The sequence below is a fragment of the Bradyrhizobium sp. MOS003 genome (assembly GCF_003020125.1).
Lineage (GTDB): Bacteria > Pseudomonadota > Alphaproteobacteria > Rhizobiales > Xanthobacteraceae > Bradyrhizobium.
In genome coordinates, this window is sequence record NZ_PYFW01000003.1 from 737,857 (window position 1) to 750,445 (window position 12,589).

At 64.7% G+C, this 12,589-nt stretch carries 14 protein-coding genes; 9 read left to right on the forward strand and 5 right to left on the reverse strand.

Features of this window, described 5'->3' with window-relative positions; translation table 11 throughout:
• Positions 1 to 259 precede the first annotated feature (259 nt).
• On the forward strand, positions 260 to 1,339 hold the full coding sequence (locus C7G42_RS18180) for a HoxN/HupN/NixA family nickel/cobalt transporter (RefSeq protein ID WP_106950308.1): 1,080 nt from the start codon (positions 260 to 262) through the stop codon (positions 1,337 to 1,339).
• Positions 1,320 to 3,632, forward strand: coding sequence for a TonB-dependent receptor (locus C7G42_RS18185; protein ID WP_106950309.1), 2,313 nt, complete (start codon positions 1,320 to 1,322; stop codon positions 3,630 to 3,632). The genes C7G42_RS18180 and C7G42_RS18185 overlap by 20 nt, the downstream gene beginning before the upstream one ends.
• Positions 3,633 to 3,912: 280 nt before the next feature.
• Here C7G42_RS18185 and C7G42_RS18190 read toward each other — a convergent pair whose 3' ends face one another.
• From C7G42_RS18190 to C7G42_RS18205, 4 genes are all read right to left on the reverse strand, one after another.
• Positions 3,913 to 4,188, reverse strand: a complete 276-nt coding sequence (locus C7G42_RS18190; RefSeq protein WP_162848636.1) for a hypothetical protein — start codon at positions 4,186 to 4,188, stop codon at positions 3,913 to 3,915.
• A 298-nt stretch (positions 4,189 to 4,486) separates the two neighbouring features.
• Positions 4,487 to 5,566, reverse strand: coding sequence for a YeeE/YedE family protein (locus C7G42_RS18195; protein WP_106950310.1), 1,080 nt, complete (start codon positions 5,564 to 5,566; stop codon positions 4,487 to 4,489).
• Positions 5,567 to 5,639: 73 nt separating this feature from the next.
• Positions 5,640 to 5,990: an ArsR/SmtB family transcription factor gene (locus C7G42_RS18200; protein WP_028137430.1), complete on the reverse strand. Its 351-nt coding sequence runs from the start codon at positions 5,988 to 5,990 to the stop codon at positions 5,640 to 5,642.
• A gap of 37 nt (positions 5,991 to 6,027) precedes the next feature.
• A complete protein-coding gene (locus tag C7G42_RS18205) occupies positions 6,028 to 6,399 on the reverse strand; it encodes a thioredoxin domain-containing protein (protein ID WP_106950311.1) in 372 nt (123 codons plus the stop codon).
• A 105-nt stretch (positions 6,400 to 6,504) separates the two neighbouring features.
• On the opposite strand from C7G42_RS18205, the gene C7G42_RS18210 reads away from it, so the two are divergent.
• Complete coding sequence (locus C7G42_RS18210) at positions 6,505 to 7,236, forward strand: cytochrome c biogenesis CcdA family protein (protein ID WP_106950312.1); 732 nt, start codon at positions 6,505 to 6,507, stop codon at positions 7,234 to 7,236.
• Positions 7,237 to 7,238: 2 nt separating this feature from the next.
• Here C7G42_RS18210 and C7G42_RS18215 read toward each other — a convergent pair whose 3' ends face one another.
• The gene (locus C7G42_RS18215; RefSeq protein WP_245427779.1) at positions 7,239 to 7,862 is read right to left on the reverse strand and encodes a hypothetical protein; all 624 of its coding nucleotides are present in this window, start codon (positions 7,860 to 7,862) and stop codon (positions 7,239 to 7,241) included.
• A 134-nt stretch (positions 7,863 to 7,996) separates the two neighbouring features.
• On the opposite strand from C7G42_RS18215, the gene C7G42_RS18220 reads away from it, so the two are divergent.
• The 6 genes from C7G42_RS18220 to soxB all read left to right on the forward strand — a co-directional run bounded on the left by C7G42_RS18220 (position 7,997) and on the right by soxB (position 12,589).
• Complete coding sequence (locus C7G42_RS18220) at positions 7,997 to 8,620, forward strand: SoxW family protein (RefSeq protein WP_199580973.1); 624 nt, start codon at positions 7,997 to 7,999, stop codon at positions 8,618 to 8,620.
• Between the two features lie 127 nt (positions 8,621 to 8,747).
• Positions 8,748 to 9,203 (forward strand): sulfur oxidation c-type cytochrome SoxX, encoded by a 456-nt coding sequence (gene soxX / locus C7G42_RS18225; RefSeq protein WP_502694213.1) that lies wholly within the window; start codon positions 8,748 to 8,750, stop codon positions 9,201 to 9,203.
• A 19-nt stretch (positions 9,204 to 9,222) separates the two neighbouring features.
• Positions 9,223 to 9,675: a thiosulfate oxidation carrier protein SoxY gene (gene soxY / locus C7G42_RS18230; protein ID WP_106950315.1), complete on the forward strand. Its 453-nt coding sequence runs from the start codon at positions 9,223 to 9,225 to the stop codon at positions 9,673 to 9,675.
• Positions 9,676 to 9,693: 18 nt separating this feature from the next.
• Entirely contained in the window at positions 9,694 to 10,020 is a 327-nt protein-coding gene (soxZ, locus tag C7G42_RS18235; RefSeq protein ID WP_094974899.1) for a thiosulfate oxidation carrier complex protein SoxZ, read from the forward strand.
• A 28-nt stretch (positions 10,021 to 10,048) separates the two neighbouring features.
• Entirely contained in the window at positions 10,049 to 10,870 is an 822-nt protein-coding gene (gene soxA / locus C7G42_RS18240) for a sulfur oxidation c-type cytochrome SoxA (protein ID WP_106950316.1), read from the forward strand.
• A gap of 27 nt (positions 10,871 to 10,897) precedes the next feature.
• On the forward strand, positions 10,898 to 12,589 hold the full coding sequence (gene soxB / locus C7G42_RS18245; protein WP_106950317.1) for a thiosulfohydrolase SoxB: 1,692 nt from the start codon (positions 10,898 to 10,900) through the stop codon (positions 12,587 to 12,589).

A 12,589-nucleotide genomic window follows, 5' to 3' on the forward strand; every position in this document is an offset into this window, starting at 1 on the left:
GCGGAAGCGCGCCGGCCTGCGGCCATCGATGTCGACGTCGAGAGACGGTCAACTTGGTCGACAGAGTGGATACGCGCTTGCCATCGCAGCATCGCATGCCGCTCCCGCGCTGGTGGGGGAGCTTCGAAAATCCCTGATTAAAATCAATGGGGTGACCTGCCTTTACATGCGCCATCGGCTGCGGGGGCCGAAATGGCGCGGCTCTTGCTCTTGCTAGTATGAGGGTTCTTGATAAACGTCATACTGCGCGATCAGGTGAATGGAGCAAGCGGTGAGGCGGACTTTGCGGGCGGTCGATCCCGGAACGGTGGCGCTGTTCGGGGGGCTGATCGCGGCCAACGTCGCCGCCTGGGCCTGGGCCTTCGCGTTGTTCGGCGACCGGCCGACGGTTCTGGCGACCGCGCTGCTGGCCTGGGTGTTCGGCCTGCGGCACGCTGTCGATGCCGATCACATCGCCGCCATCGACAACGTCGTGCGCAAATTGATGCAGGCGGAAGGCGCGCCGCACAGTGTCGGCCTCTATTTTGCGCTCGGCCATTCCACCGTCGTCGTGATCGCGACCATCTTGCTTGCGCTTGGCGTGGTGAGCTTCGGCGGCGACAGCCTGCTCAAGGAAATCGGCGGCCTCATCGGCACCTCGGTGTCGGCGGTCTTCCTGCTCGTGATCGCGGCCATCAATCTCGTCATCTTCGCCGGCCTGTGGCGGACGTTCCGCGCGGCACGGGAGCAGGGCGTCCACGACGCCGAGGGACTCGAGCGGCTGCTCGCTCATCGCGGCTTCCTCGCGCGACTGCTCGGGCCGCTGTTCCGCCTGGTCACAAAGCCCTGGCACATGTATCCGCTGGGTTTCCTGTTCGGGCTCGGCTTCGACACGGCGACCGAGATCGGCCTGCTAAGCATCTCCGCAACCGAGGCCGCGCGCGGCGCCTCCCTCGCCGACGTGCTGGTCTTCCCCGCGCTGTTCGCGGCGGGTATGGCGCTGGTCGACACGGCCGACTCCGCACTGATGGTCAGCGCCTATCGATGGGCCTTCGTCGATCCCATGCGAAAGCTCTGGTACAACCTCACGATCACCGGCGCCTCCGTGGCGGTCGCGCTGTTCATCGGCGGCATCGAAGCGCTCGGCTTGGCGGCCGACCGGCTCGGCCTGTCCGGGGGCGTGTGGACGCTGGTCGACGGTCTCGACGAATCGCTCGCCAATGTCGGCTTCGCGGTGATCGCGCTGTTTGCGATCGCTTGGCTCGTCTCGGTCGTGCTCTATCGTCGCCTCTTCGAGGGTGGCCGGCGCCGGGACGCGACGAAAGCGCTGGCATGCGCCGATGCGACCGAAGCGGCGTAAGCCCCGTCGTCGCGGCAGCGCCCTGACGGCACTCTCGGCCCTGGTGCTGCTGGCGGATGACGGCTGCGCTTTCGCGCAGGGCAGCAACACCTCGCGCGAACTGCCGCCAATCGAGGTCGGCGGCGGCGAGACGACGACGCGCAAGAAGCCGGTGGCATCGCGCCGTGTCGGCAAGCCGTCTCCCAACGGCCACCGCAATCTTGTGAATCCGGCAGGGACGCAAGCGTCGGATGCGCGCAGCGTCGCATCGGGTGCGAAGGGACAGCCCGGCATGGCCAGCGAGACCACCGTCTCGGGCGAGGAGATCAATGCACGCCCCTTCACGCGGCCGGGCGAAGCGCTCGAGGCGGTGCCGGGTCTCATCGTGACGCAGCATTCCGGCGAGGGCAAAGCCAATCAGTATTTTCTGCGCGGCTACAATCTCGACCATGGGACCGATCTTGCGATCACTGTCGACGGTGTTCCGGTCAACATGCGCACCCACGCGCACGGCCAGGGCTATGCCGATCTCAACTGGTTGATCCCCGAAACCATCGCCGCGGTGGACGTGCGCAAGGGTCCGTACTTCGCCGACGAAGGCGATTTCGCCTCGGTCGGAAGCGTCCACGTCGGACTGATCGACCGCACCAGAGGGCTCGCGCAAGTGAGCGTGGGCAGCTTCGGATACCGCCGCCTGCTCGGCATGGACTCCGCGAAGCTCGGCGACGGCGCGCTGCTCGTGGCCGGCGAGGTCGGGACCTACAACGGCCCGTGGGACAATCCTGACAACGTACGGAAACTCAACGGCCTCGTGCGCTACACCCAGGGCACCTCGACCGACGGCGTCTCCGTCACCGGCATGGCTTACGTCAGCAAATGGAATTCGACCGACCAGGTGCCGCAGCGCGCGATCGCGTCCGGCTTTCTCGATCGCTTCGGCTCGGAAGACCCGAGCGACGGCGGCAACACCAACCGCTTCGCGCTCTCCGGCCGCATCGCGCAGAGTGACGATCTCGGCTCGTGGAAAGCCAATGCCTATGTCGTGAAAAGTCAGCTCGACCTCTTCAACAATTTCACCTACTTCCTCAACGATCCCGTGCTTGGCGACCAGTTCCACCAGCACGATGACCGTCTGATGGCAGGCGCCAACGCTTCGCGCACGCTGAACGGCTCGTTCGCGGGCTTGCCGATGCAGACCACCGTGGGCTTGCAGTCGCGCTATGATGCGATCGATCTCGCGCTGACTAACACCTTCCAGCGCGGCTTCCTCGCCAACATCCGCAGTGACAAGGTTGGGGAGGGCAGCGTCGGCGTCTATGCGGAAAACACGGTGCGCTGGACGGACTGGCTCAGGACGACGGTGGGCTGGCGTGGCGACTATTATTCCGCCGACGTCACCTCGCGGTTCAATGCCAGCAATACCGGCCGTGCTGACGCTGCGCTCAGCAGCCCGAAATTCAGGATGGTGCTCGGTCCGTTCAACCAGACCGAGTTCTTCGTCGGCGCCGGCTATGGCATGCACTCCAACGACGCCCGTGGCGCGACCACGACGGAAGACCCCGGCGATCCCGCGACGAGGCTCACGCCGTCGCCGCTCCTGGTGCGCACCAAGGGTGCGGAGGTCGGCGTGCGCAGCACGATCGTTCCCGGCCTCGACAGCTCGCTCAGCCTCTTCATGCTGGATCAGGATTCCGAAATCCTGTTCTCCGGCGATGCCGGCGACACCTCTGCGACCCGCGCCAGCCGCCGCTACGGCTTCGAATGGACCAATCACTACCGGCCGCGGTCCTGGATCGACATCGATGCCGATCTCGCGATGACCCATGCGCGCTTTCGCGGCTATGACAGCGGGCAGGCGGAGGTCTATGCCTCGCTCGCCGGCTACCCCGAGGCGCAGATCGGCAACGCACCCGGCAACTACATTCCGAACGCGCCGGCGATGGTGGCTTCGGCCGGCATCACGCTCGGCGAAAAGACCGGCTGGTTCGGCACCTTGCGCTGGCGCTATCTGGCGTCGAGTCCACTGACGGAGGACAACGCATTCCGCTCCTCCGCGACCAGCATCTTCAACGGCCGCCTCGGCTATCGCATCGACAATGGCTGGCGCCTTCAGCTCGACGTGCTCAACCTCCTCGACACGAAGGCCAACCAGATCAGCTACGCCTATGGCTCGCTGCTCAAGACCGACACGCTCTACAATCTCTGCACAGCGGGCACCGCGCCGGCTTCAGTCTGTCAGAACGGCGTGATGGACTATGTGCTGCACCCCGTCGAGCCCCTGACGTTCCGCCTCACGATCGCCGGAACGTTTTAGATTCGCTCGGGTCGCGGTGCAACGACGGTCCGTCGCCGGGCCGCCTCTGCGCCCTGGGCCAGGGCATTCGCCTGTACGCGCCGCGTTTCTCGGACGCGAGCCTGCGCCCCCTCTTTCCGAAAGCTGGAGAAGAGGTCATACGACTGACTTGTCGGTTTTCTGCCTGACGGCGTGACGTACGAGCCGACGGTGCGCCGTCTTGAGCGGCGCGAGGTCGGACCGCCGCGAATGCTATTCATCCGCAGCGGTCAGCTTCCTCATGCCAATTGCAAAAGGGCGGTCAGCGGCAGACGTAGGTCCCGTTGACCAGCACGCGTACGCAGGCCGTGCCCGCCGCCGCTGCGCCGACGGCTGCGGTCCCGACGACCGCGCGCCTGGTGGTCCGGCGTGCCACGCCGGCGACGGATACGGGCGTCAGCGGACGCCCGACCCGCGCGTCCGCTTGGCTGAATGACAGCGATGGTGTCTCGTTGGATGACCAGCCGAACGATACGGACATTCCGACACCGGCCACGATAGCCGCAACCAATAGTTTTCCCAGCATACTAGACGTCATGACGACCTCCATTCTTCTGCGGTTACGGGTCTGATCGGTCCATAACTGGCGGGCGGATCGTTGATCAAGATCAAGGGAATTGAGACAGACCGGCTCGTCCTGGCTCACCCTTTCTGCGGCCGAACGTCGGTGTTTTGCCTGACGGGTCAAACATCTGTTCCGAAGCGGGGCCGTTGGGCCGGCTTTGCCGTTCGAAAAAGCATAGTGCCGCCAACCACCTGGCTACTGTGCATGGGGTTGTTTTTCAGATTTCGTGTTTGGGCAGTAGAGATCGGCTCGGCCCATCAAGGCGAAGTCGTCAGGTCGAAACCCCGAACAGTCTGCGGACCGCCGGCAGCCACTCGCCGGTCATCGTGAACTCGAGCCCGAGGCGTGCGCCACAGGCGATGGCCACCATCGTGACGGGTGCCGAAACTGCGAGCGCCGAAAATGCGCTCAGGCCCTGACCGATGGTGCAGCCCAACGACATGATGCCGCCGATGCCCATCAGCAGCGCGCCGGTCATGTGGCGCTTCAATTCGCGCGCGTCGTCGCAGGCCTCCCAGCGGAAGCCGCGCGCGAGCATCGCGGCGGCAAACGAGCCGGCGACAACGCCGGCAACCGAGCCGATGCCGAAATTGAGCCGCGCGCCGGAGAAGGTGGCGATGTAGAGAATGGCGTCGCCGAGCGGCGCCACGAAGGTGAGCGAAGAGACCCGCGCGGGATCGAACTCGTCGTCGGCAAGCCATCCGGTCGCAAACCAGCCGAACGCGATCGCGGCGCCGACGGCAAGGCCGGAGGCCAGCAGCCGCGGCGACCGGATCAGTCTGCCATCGGCCAGGGCCCAGAAGGCGAGCGCGGCGGAAATTGCCACGACGAGGATCACGCGCATCGCGCTGCCTGCGCCGAGCAGTGAGGTCAAAGTCTGGGTGCTTCCCTCGGGCAGCCGCAACGACAGCGGCTCGATCAGCTTCAGGCGCAGCATGCCGGTGATGCCACGCATGGTCGCGAGCGCCGACAGGCCGAGCACGAGAAAGACAACGATGGCACGGAGATCGCCACCGCCGACGCGCACCAGCGTGCCGAAGCCGCAGGTGCCGACCAGGGCCATGCCGACGCCGAACATCAGCCCGCCAATGATCGCACCGCCAAGGCCGATCGATGCCGTCAGGTAGATCGACCGCGACAGGTCGACGATGCCGAACGCGGCGAGCGCCTGGGTTGCGAGCAGGGCGACTGAAGCGGCCAGCGCAAAGGATTTCAGCCGGCGAAAATCCGATCCGAAGAAGGCGTCCTCGAGCATCGCCAGCGTGCAGAAACGTCCCGCGCGGCCGGCAACGCCGAGCACGGCACCGGCGGCAAGCCCGCATGCAAACGCCATGGTCGAAGGACTGAGCATTCCTCCCGCTTCTTTTTTGGTTCTGTCCGCGGGTAATCTGCGCCGGTGGGGCGCGAAAAGCCAGCGCGGAGAACTACCGGCGGCGCCGGCGCACCGGCTCGCAGAACACGTCGTAGACGGCGGTGAGAATCTTGCGGACGTCCTCGCTCGCGAGACTGTAGTAGATCGTCTTGCCGTCGCGGCGGGTCGTCACCAGCCGATCGAGTCGCAGCCGCGCGAGCTGCTGCGAGACGGTCGATTGTCGCTCGCCGAGGAACTGCTCGAGCTCGGTCACGGATTTCTCGCCCTCGGCCAGGATGCAGAGCAGCAGCAATCGGGACTCGTGCGACAGCGCCTTGAGCATGTCGCTGGCCTCGCGCGCCTTCTCGATCATTTGCTCGAGTTCGGCGGAGCCCTCGATCTCCTTAAGCTTCGGCAACGGCATCGCGTCAAGTTCCTCTCAGCAAACTCCGCAAGAGCGGTCACGACCCCTTGGGTTCCGATCCCGCATTTGACAGGATTCGGTCCAACAGGCCGAAGAAGAAGGCATCCCCGGGATAGCCGCGAATGCGCCCGATCTCACGGCCCTCTTGTACCACGACGAAGGTCGGCGTGAAGGGACCCGGATCGATCCCGGCGAGGTCGGCGGGACGGGGGCTGTTCAGGTCGACCCGGCGCAACGGTGCAGCCCGGCTTTCGTCGGTCTTGCCGTAGATCGGCGCGATCTCGGCGTTGAAGCGTGCGCACCAGGCGCAGCCGGGCCGCTCGAACATGATGAGCTCCGCGGCGCGCGATGTCGTCGCGGGCAGCGCGAGCCCGACGGCGAGAGCGAGCAAAACGGCGATTCTGGTCATGCTGCGTAATCGGGCCTTTGCGGGCTTGATTGGCGGACTTGCTTTCCAACCGTCCTTGACGCGTTATATCATTAAATTCGTATATGTGCTAGGGATGGGGCGGAAATGACCTTGGATGTCACGCTTGGTGCGGCCTTTGTCGCGGGCCTGTTGTCGTTTCTGTCGCCCTGCATCCTGCCTCTGGTGCCGCCCTTCCTGTGCTATATGGCCGGTGTATCGGTCACGGATCTGTCCGACGACCGGCCGGATCTGCGGCCGCGGATCCTGATCGCCGCTCTGGCCTTCGTGGCGGGCTTTTCGCTGGTGTTCGTCGCGCTCGGCTCGACCGCATCGATCGCGGGACGCTTCATCTCCGCACATCTGTCGACGCTCGGCATCGTCGCCGGCGGGCTGATCATCGTGATGGGCCTGCATTTTCTGGGGTTGCTCAGGATTCCGCTGCTCTATCGAAGCGCGACCGTGCAGGTCGACAACCGGCCTGCCGGCGTGGCAGGGGCCTTCGTCATGGGCTTGGCTTTTGCGTTCGGCTGGACGCCCTGCGCGGGTCCGATCCTCGCTGCCGTTCTGCTGATGGCGGGCTCGGAGGAAACGACCGGGCGAGGGGCGCTGCTGCTGCTGGCCTATTCGGTCGGGACCGGCATTCCTTTCCTGATCGCGGCGGCTTTCACCGGCCGCTTTATCGCCGCGCTCGGTCGCGTCCGACGGCATCTCGGTCTGATCGAGAAGACGATGGGCGTTTTCCTGGTCGCGACCGGCCTGATGTTCCTGACCGGATTGATGCCCGCGGTCTCGGAATGGCTACTCGAGCATTTTCCTGGACTGACCAGTATCGGCTGAGGCTAGCCGTAGCGAAAGTCGAGCAACTGGGCGAAGGACTGCAGCTCGATCAGGTAACGATGCACCAGGGGGCCGTCGCCCGCCATCGCGGCATGAGCGATCTCGCTGCTGCTGGCGATCGCACCATCGATCACGCGGCGGAATTCGCCCTGGGCGGCGATCTCGCCATTTGCCCATTCGTTACAGCGCACGAGCCGATCGCGGAACGCGCCTGCGGCGGAAACGGTTTCCTCGGCGTTCGCCGGCGCCGGCTGTTCGCCGTATCTGATGGTCGCGACACGCAACGCTTCCATGGCGGGCGCGATCTCGAAGATGCAATCGCCGAGATCATAGAGCCCCGCGTGACGTCTGCGCGCGTGAACAGCCTGCCGAAGCGCGAGCAACTCGCGGCCGGCGGCGAAAGTGTCGCCTCGCTCCAGCGCGACCGTCGCCGCGGTCAGTCGTTCTTGACCCCAGTCGAAAAATCCCGGCCATTCCGCCCGCTCGGCGGGCAGGGCAACGGACGCGTTGGGAGCAAGCTGTTTCCACCGGACCACCGCTTCGTCGGTCTCGAGCTGTGCCAGCGCGACGTTCCCGGTGCGCGCATAGCTCGCGGCCGTGCGCAGATTGGCCATGATCGGCGCCATCGCCGATGCGACATCCGCAGGCCTCTCGGCCTCCGCGCCGAGCGCGAGCGTGGTCGAGGCCAGCCACGCTAGCAGCGCGATGGTGCAGCGCAAGATCGGATCTCCTTGTCACATTCGAGTATTCGAATATCATAATGAAAATGAGCAACGCGCAAGATCTTCCGACGCACGAAATCCCTACGTCGCTTCCGGGGCTGACACGCCGCGGCCTCCTGGCATTCGCGGCAAGCGCGGCTTTGGCCGGCCGTCGCGCTGCGGCGGCCGAGCCCACGGTCGGAGAAGATGGGCTCTATCACGAGCCCTGGTTTCTGCAGAGTTTCCTCGATCTGCGCGAGGACCTGGAGAGCGCGGCAGCCGGCGGCAAGCGCCTCGCTATCATGTGGGAGCTGCGGGGCTGCCCCTATTGCCGCGAGACGCATCTGGTCAACTTCGCCGATGCCGGCATCGCGAGCTATATACGCGACAATTTCGAGGTGTTGCAGCTCAATCTGATCGGTTCGCGCAAGGTGACGGACTTCGATCGCCAGGAACTATCAGAGAAAGAGCTCGCCCAGAAATACGGGATCCGGTTCACGCCGACCTTTCAGTTCTTTCCGCCATCGCCTGATGGTCTCGACGCAAAGGACGCGATGGTGCGCGAAGTGGCCCGCGCCCCGGGTTATCTCAAGCCGCCGCACTTCTTGGCGATGTTTCGCTTCGTGCGGGAGCGCGCTTATGAGCGCGGCTCGTTCCGGGATTTTCTGGCCGCGAACGGCTGACCGGAGGCGTGTTTCGAATTTCGCTTGACGGCGCCGATCACATGAACATATCTTAATAAGTGAATTTGATGGATCGTGAGTCCATCGTGATTGGAAGCGGGCGTCACCCCGCATAAGGGTAGGGAACATGCGGCGCTCGCTTATGGCTGCGTTTGCACTTTGTCTGGCGGCCGGAAGCGCCCTGGCGCAAGAGGGCGTCAAGGAGCCGATCCGGCTCGATGTCGTCGACGATTCCTTGCCGAAATCCCTGACCGGCGCGCCGGGCAATGCCGCCGCCGGCAAGAAGGTGTTTCTGACGCGCACGCTCGGCAACTGCCTGGCCTGCCACCAGGTCACCAGCCTGAAGTCCGAGGAATTTCACGGCGAGTTCGGTCCGTCGCTCGACGGCGTCGCCGGCCGCTACACCGAGGCGCAGCTTCGCCTCATCGTTGCCGATCCCAAGCGCATCTTCACCGACACTGTCATGCCGGCGTTCTTCAAGAACGACGGCTTGAGCCGGGTGCGCCCGGAGTTCGTCGGCAAGTCAATTCTGACGGCCACGCAGGTCGAGGACGTGGTCGCCTATCTCAAGACGCTGAACTGACGGCGAGGAGGATCAAGGAATGAAAGCCATCAATCGACGGCAGGCATTTGCGCTCGGGGGCGGCTTCGTCATGCTGACCCTGATGCCCATGGCGGCCGATGCCGAAGTGACGGGCGACGCGGCGAAATGGATTGAGACGTTCACCGGCGGCAAGCTACCAGTCAAGGGCAAGATCTCGCTCGACCTGCCGGAGATCGCGGAGAACGGCAACACCGTGCCGCTGTCGGTCAATATCGAGAGCCCGATGACCGCCGACTCCTATGTCAAGGAAGTCATGATTCTCGCCGACGGAAATCCGAACGCGGGTGTCGCGACGCTGATGTTCACGCCGCTCTCGGGCAAGGCGGAAGCATCGATCCGGATCCGGCTCGCCACCACGCAGAACGTGGTTGCGGTCGCGAAGATGAGTGACGGGTCGCTGTTCACGGAGCAGAAGACCGTCAAGGTCACAATCGGCGGCTGCGGCGGCTAAAGCTAAAGGAGACGGACGATGGCAGAGAAACCGCGCCTCAAGCTTCCCAAGGAAGCGGCCAAGGGCGAAATCATCCAGATCAAGACCCTGGTCTCGCATGTCATGGAGTCGGGCCAGCGCAAGGACGCGCAGGGCAAGCCGATACCGCGCAAGATCATCAACAAGTTCACCTGCGAGTTCAACGGCAAGCCGGTCTTCAGCTGCGCGCTGGAGCCCGCGATCTCGGCCAACCCCTACATCCAGTTCGACGCGAGGATCGACGAAGCCGGGACGTTCAAGTTCGCCTGGACCGACGACGACGGCTCGGTGATCACGGCCGAAGAGAAGATCGCGCTCAAGGCGTAGTGCCGTAGAGCTTCGAGGGAGAGGGCGGATGCTGTCGCGCTATATTGGACTAGCTGTCGCGATCGCCGCGGCCGCATCGGTGGCGACGTGTGCCTCCGCGCAGGAGGCCGAACGCAAGGGCATCCCGGCGCCTCCCGGACACGTCTTCAAGACCATCATCTCCGGCTACCAGTTCCGCAGCAAGGAAACGCGGGCCCTCCAGGACGACGACCTGGAGAACCCCGGATTCCTCGCTGTAGAGCGCGCGGCGGATGCCTGGAAGAAGGTCGAGGGCAGCGAAGGCAAGTCCTGCATGAGCTGCCACGGCGAAGCCGAGACCAGCATGAAGGGCGTCGGCGCGGCGATGCCGAAATGGGACGACAAGCTCAAGAAGCCGGTCAATCTCGAACAGCACATCAACAACTGCCGCAGCGAGCACATGAAGGCGGAGCCCTGGAAATTCAAATCCAGGGAGCTGACCGACATGACCACTTTCGTGCGATACCAATCGCACGGCATGCCGGTGGCGGTGCAGACCGACGGGCCGATGTCGCCGTGGTTCGAGCGCGGCAAACAGACCTACTACACGCGCTATGGACAGCTCGATCTCGCCTGCGCGTCCTGCCACGAGCGCAACAACGGCAAGTTCATGCGTGCGGACTTCCTGAGTCAGGGGCAGACCAACGGCTTCCCGACCTATCGGCTGCGCGACCAGCGCCTGGTGCCGCTGCATGAGCGGTTCGAAGGCTGCATGTTCGACGTGCGCGCTGAGCCGTTCAAGCCGCTCTCGGACGAGTTCCTTGCGCTCGAGCTTTATGTCGCCTGGCGCGGCATCGGCTTGCCCGTCGAGACGCCGTCGGTGCGCAACTGAAACGATGAACTTGCAGGAGTATTGCGCATGATCTCTCGCCGCGAGTTCATTCAGGTTGCGGCGGCAACGGCGGCACTCTCGACCGGGGTCGGCTCCGGTCTGACCCGGGCGGTCGCCCAGCAGCGCCTGACCGAGAAGGAGTTGCTGGCGTTCGAGCCGCTCGGCAACGTCACGCTGGTGCACGTGACCGATATCCACGGCCAGCTGATGCCGCTCTATTTCCGTGAACCCTCGACCAATCTCGGCGTCGGCGAGGCCAAGGGCCTGCCGCCGCACGTCACCGGCAAGGAGTTTCTCGCCCGTTTCGGCATCGCGCCCGGCTCATCCGCGGCCTATGCGCTGACCTCGGAGGATTTCGAGGCGCTTGCCAAGAGCTACGGCCGGATCGGCGGACTCGACCGTGCCGCGACCGTGATCAAGGCGATCCGCGCCGAGCGCGGCGACAAGGTCGCGCTGCTCGACGGCGGCGACACCTGGCAGGGCTCATGGTCCTCGCTGAAAACGCGCGGCCAGGATATGATCGACTGCATGGCCTTGCTCAAGCCCGATGCCATGACCGGCCATTGGGAGTTCACTTATGGCACCGAGCGCGTCAAGCAGGCGATCGACGGGCTCGGCTTTCCCTTCCTCGGCCTCAACATCCGCGACACCGAGTGGAACGAGGCAGCCTTCGACGCCTCGACCATGATCGAGCGCGGCGGCGTCAAGATCGCAGTGCTCGGCCAGGCGTTCCCCTATACGCCGGTCGCCAATCCGCGCTGGATGATTCCGAACTGGTCGTTCGGGGTGCGCGAGGAGGACGTCCAGGCCCAGGTCGACAAGGCGCGCAAGGGCGGTGCGCAACTGGTCGTGCTGCTGTCCCACAATGGCTTCGACGTCGATCGCAAGCTCGCGAGCCGCGTCAAGGGCATCGACGTCATCCTGACCGGACATACCCATGACGCGCTGCCCGAGGCGGTGAAGGTCGGCAAGACCCTGCTGATCGCATCGGGGTCATCAGGCAAGTTCGTCTCGCGACTCGATCTCGACGTCCGCGACGGCGAGGTCAAGGCTTACAGGTACAAGCTGATTCCGCTGTTCTCCGACGTGATCACGGCGGACGCCGAGATGGCTGCGAAGATCGCCGAGGTGCGTAAGCCCTTCGCATCCGAGCTCGCCAAGGTGCTGGGCAAGACGGATTCGCTGCTCTATCGGCGCGGCAATTTCAACGGCACGTTCGACGATCTGATCTGCCAGGCGCTGCTGCAGGAACGTGACGCCGAGATCGCGCTCTCACCCGGTTTCCGCTGGGGCACCAGCGTGCTGCCGGGGCAGGACATCACCTTCGAGGACGTCACCAACGCGACCGCGATCACCTATCCGGCGGTCTACCGCATGGGCATGACGGGCGCGCGGCTGAAGGAGATTATCGAGGACGTCGCCGACAATCTCTTCAACATCGATCCCTACTACCAGCAGGGTGGCGACATGGTGCGGATCGGCGGACTGTCTTACGCGATCGACGTCACCAAGCCGCAGGGGCAGCGCATCTCCGACATGCAGGTTCTCAAGACCGGCACGCCCATCGATCCCGGCAGGGAATACCAGGTTGCCGGCTGGGCCAGCGTCAACGAAGGAACCGAAGGGCCGCCGATCTGGGACGTCGTCGCAAACTATTTGACGCGACAGAAAACCGTTCGGCTCGAGCCCAACAGGGCCGTCAAAGTTACCGGAGCGTAA

What these genes read in the sequence shown, in the direction of transcription:
- C7G42_RS18180 (WP_106950308.1), top strand. Translation starts at nt 260, where the DNA reads ATGGAGCAAGCGGTGAGGCGGACTTTGCGGGCGGTCGATCCCGGAACG.
- C7G42_RS18185 (WP_106950309.1), top strand. Translation starts at nt 1,320, where the DNA reads ATGCGACCGAAGCGGCGTAAGCCCCGTCGTCGCGGCAGCGCCCTGACG.
- C7G42_RS18190 (WP_162848636.1), bottom strand. Translation starts at nt 4,188, where the DNA reads ATGACGTCTAGTATGCTGGGAAAACTATTGGTTGCGGCTATCGTGGCC.
- C7G42_RS18195 (WP_106950310.1), bottom strand. Translation starts at nt 5,566, where the DNA reads ATGCTCAGTCCTTCGACCATGGCGTTTGCATGCGGGCTTGCCGCCGGT.
- C7G42_RS18200 (WP_028137430.1), bottom strand. Translation starts at nt 5,990, where the DNA reads ATGCCGTTGCCGAAGCTTAAGGAGATCGAGGGCTCCGCCGAACTCGAG.
- C7G42_RS18205 (WP_106950311.1), bottom strand. Translation starts at nt 6,399, where the DNA reads ATGACCAGAATCGCCGTTTTGCTCGCTCTCGCCGTCGGGCTCGCGCTG.
- C7G42_RS18210 (WP_106950312.1), top strand. Translation starts at nt 6,505, where the DNA reads ATGACCTTGGATGTCACGCTTGGTGCGGCCTTTGTCGCGGGCCTGTTG.
- C7G42_RS18215 (WP_245427779.1), bottom strand. Translation starts at nt 7,862, where the DNA reads ATGGCGCCGATCATGGCCAATCTGCGCACGGCCGCGAGCTATGCGCGC.
- C7G42_RS18220 (WP_199580973.1), top strand. Translation starts at nt 7,997, where the DNA reads ATGAAAATGAGCAACGCGCAAGATCTTCCGACGCACGAAATCCCTACG.
- soxX (WP_502694213.1), top strand. Translation starts at nt 8,748, where the DNA reads ATGCGGCGCTCGCTTATGGCTGCGTTTGCACTTTGTCTGGCGGCCGGA.
- soxY (WP_106950315.1), top strand. Translation starts at nt 9,223, where the DNA reads ATGAAAGCCATCAATCGACGGCAGGCATTTGCGCTCGGGGGCGGCTTC.
- soxZ (WP_094974899.1), top strand. Translation starts at nt 9,694, where the DNA reads ATGGCAGAGAAACCGCGCCTCAAGCTTCCCAAGGAAGCGGCCAAGGGC.
- soxA (WP_106950316.1), top strand. Translation starts at nt 10,049, where the DNA reads ATGCTGTCGCGCTATATTGGACTAGCTGTCGCGATCGCCGCGGCCGCA.
- soxB (WP_106950317.1), top strand. Translation starts at nt 10,898, where the DNA reads ATGATCTCTCGCCGCGAGTTCATTCAGGTTGCGGCGGCAACGGCGGCA.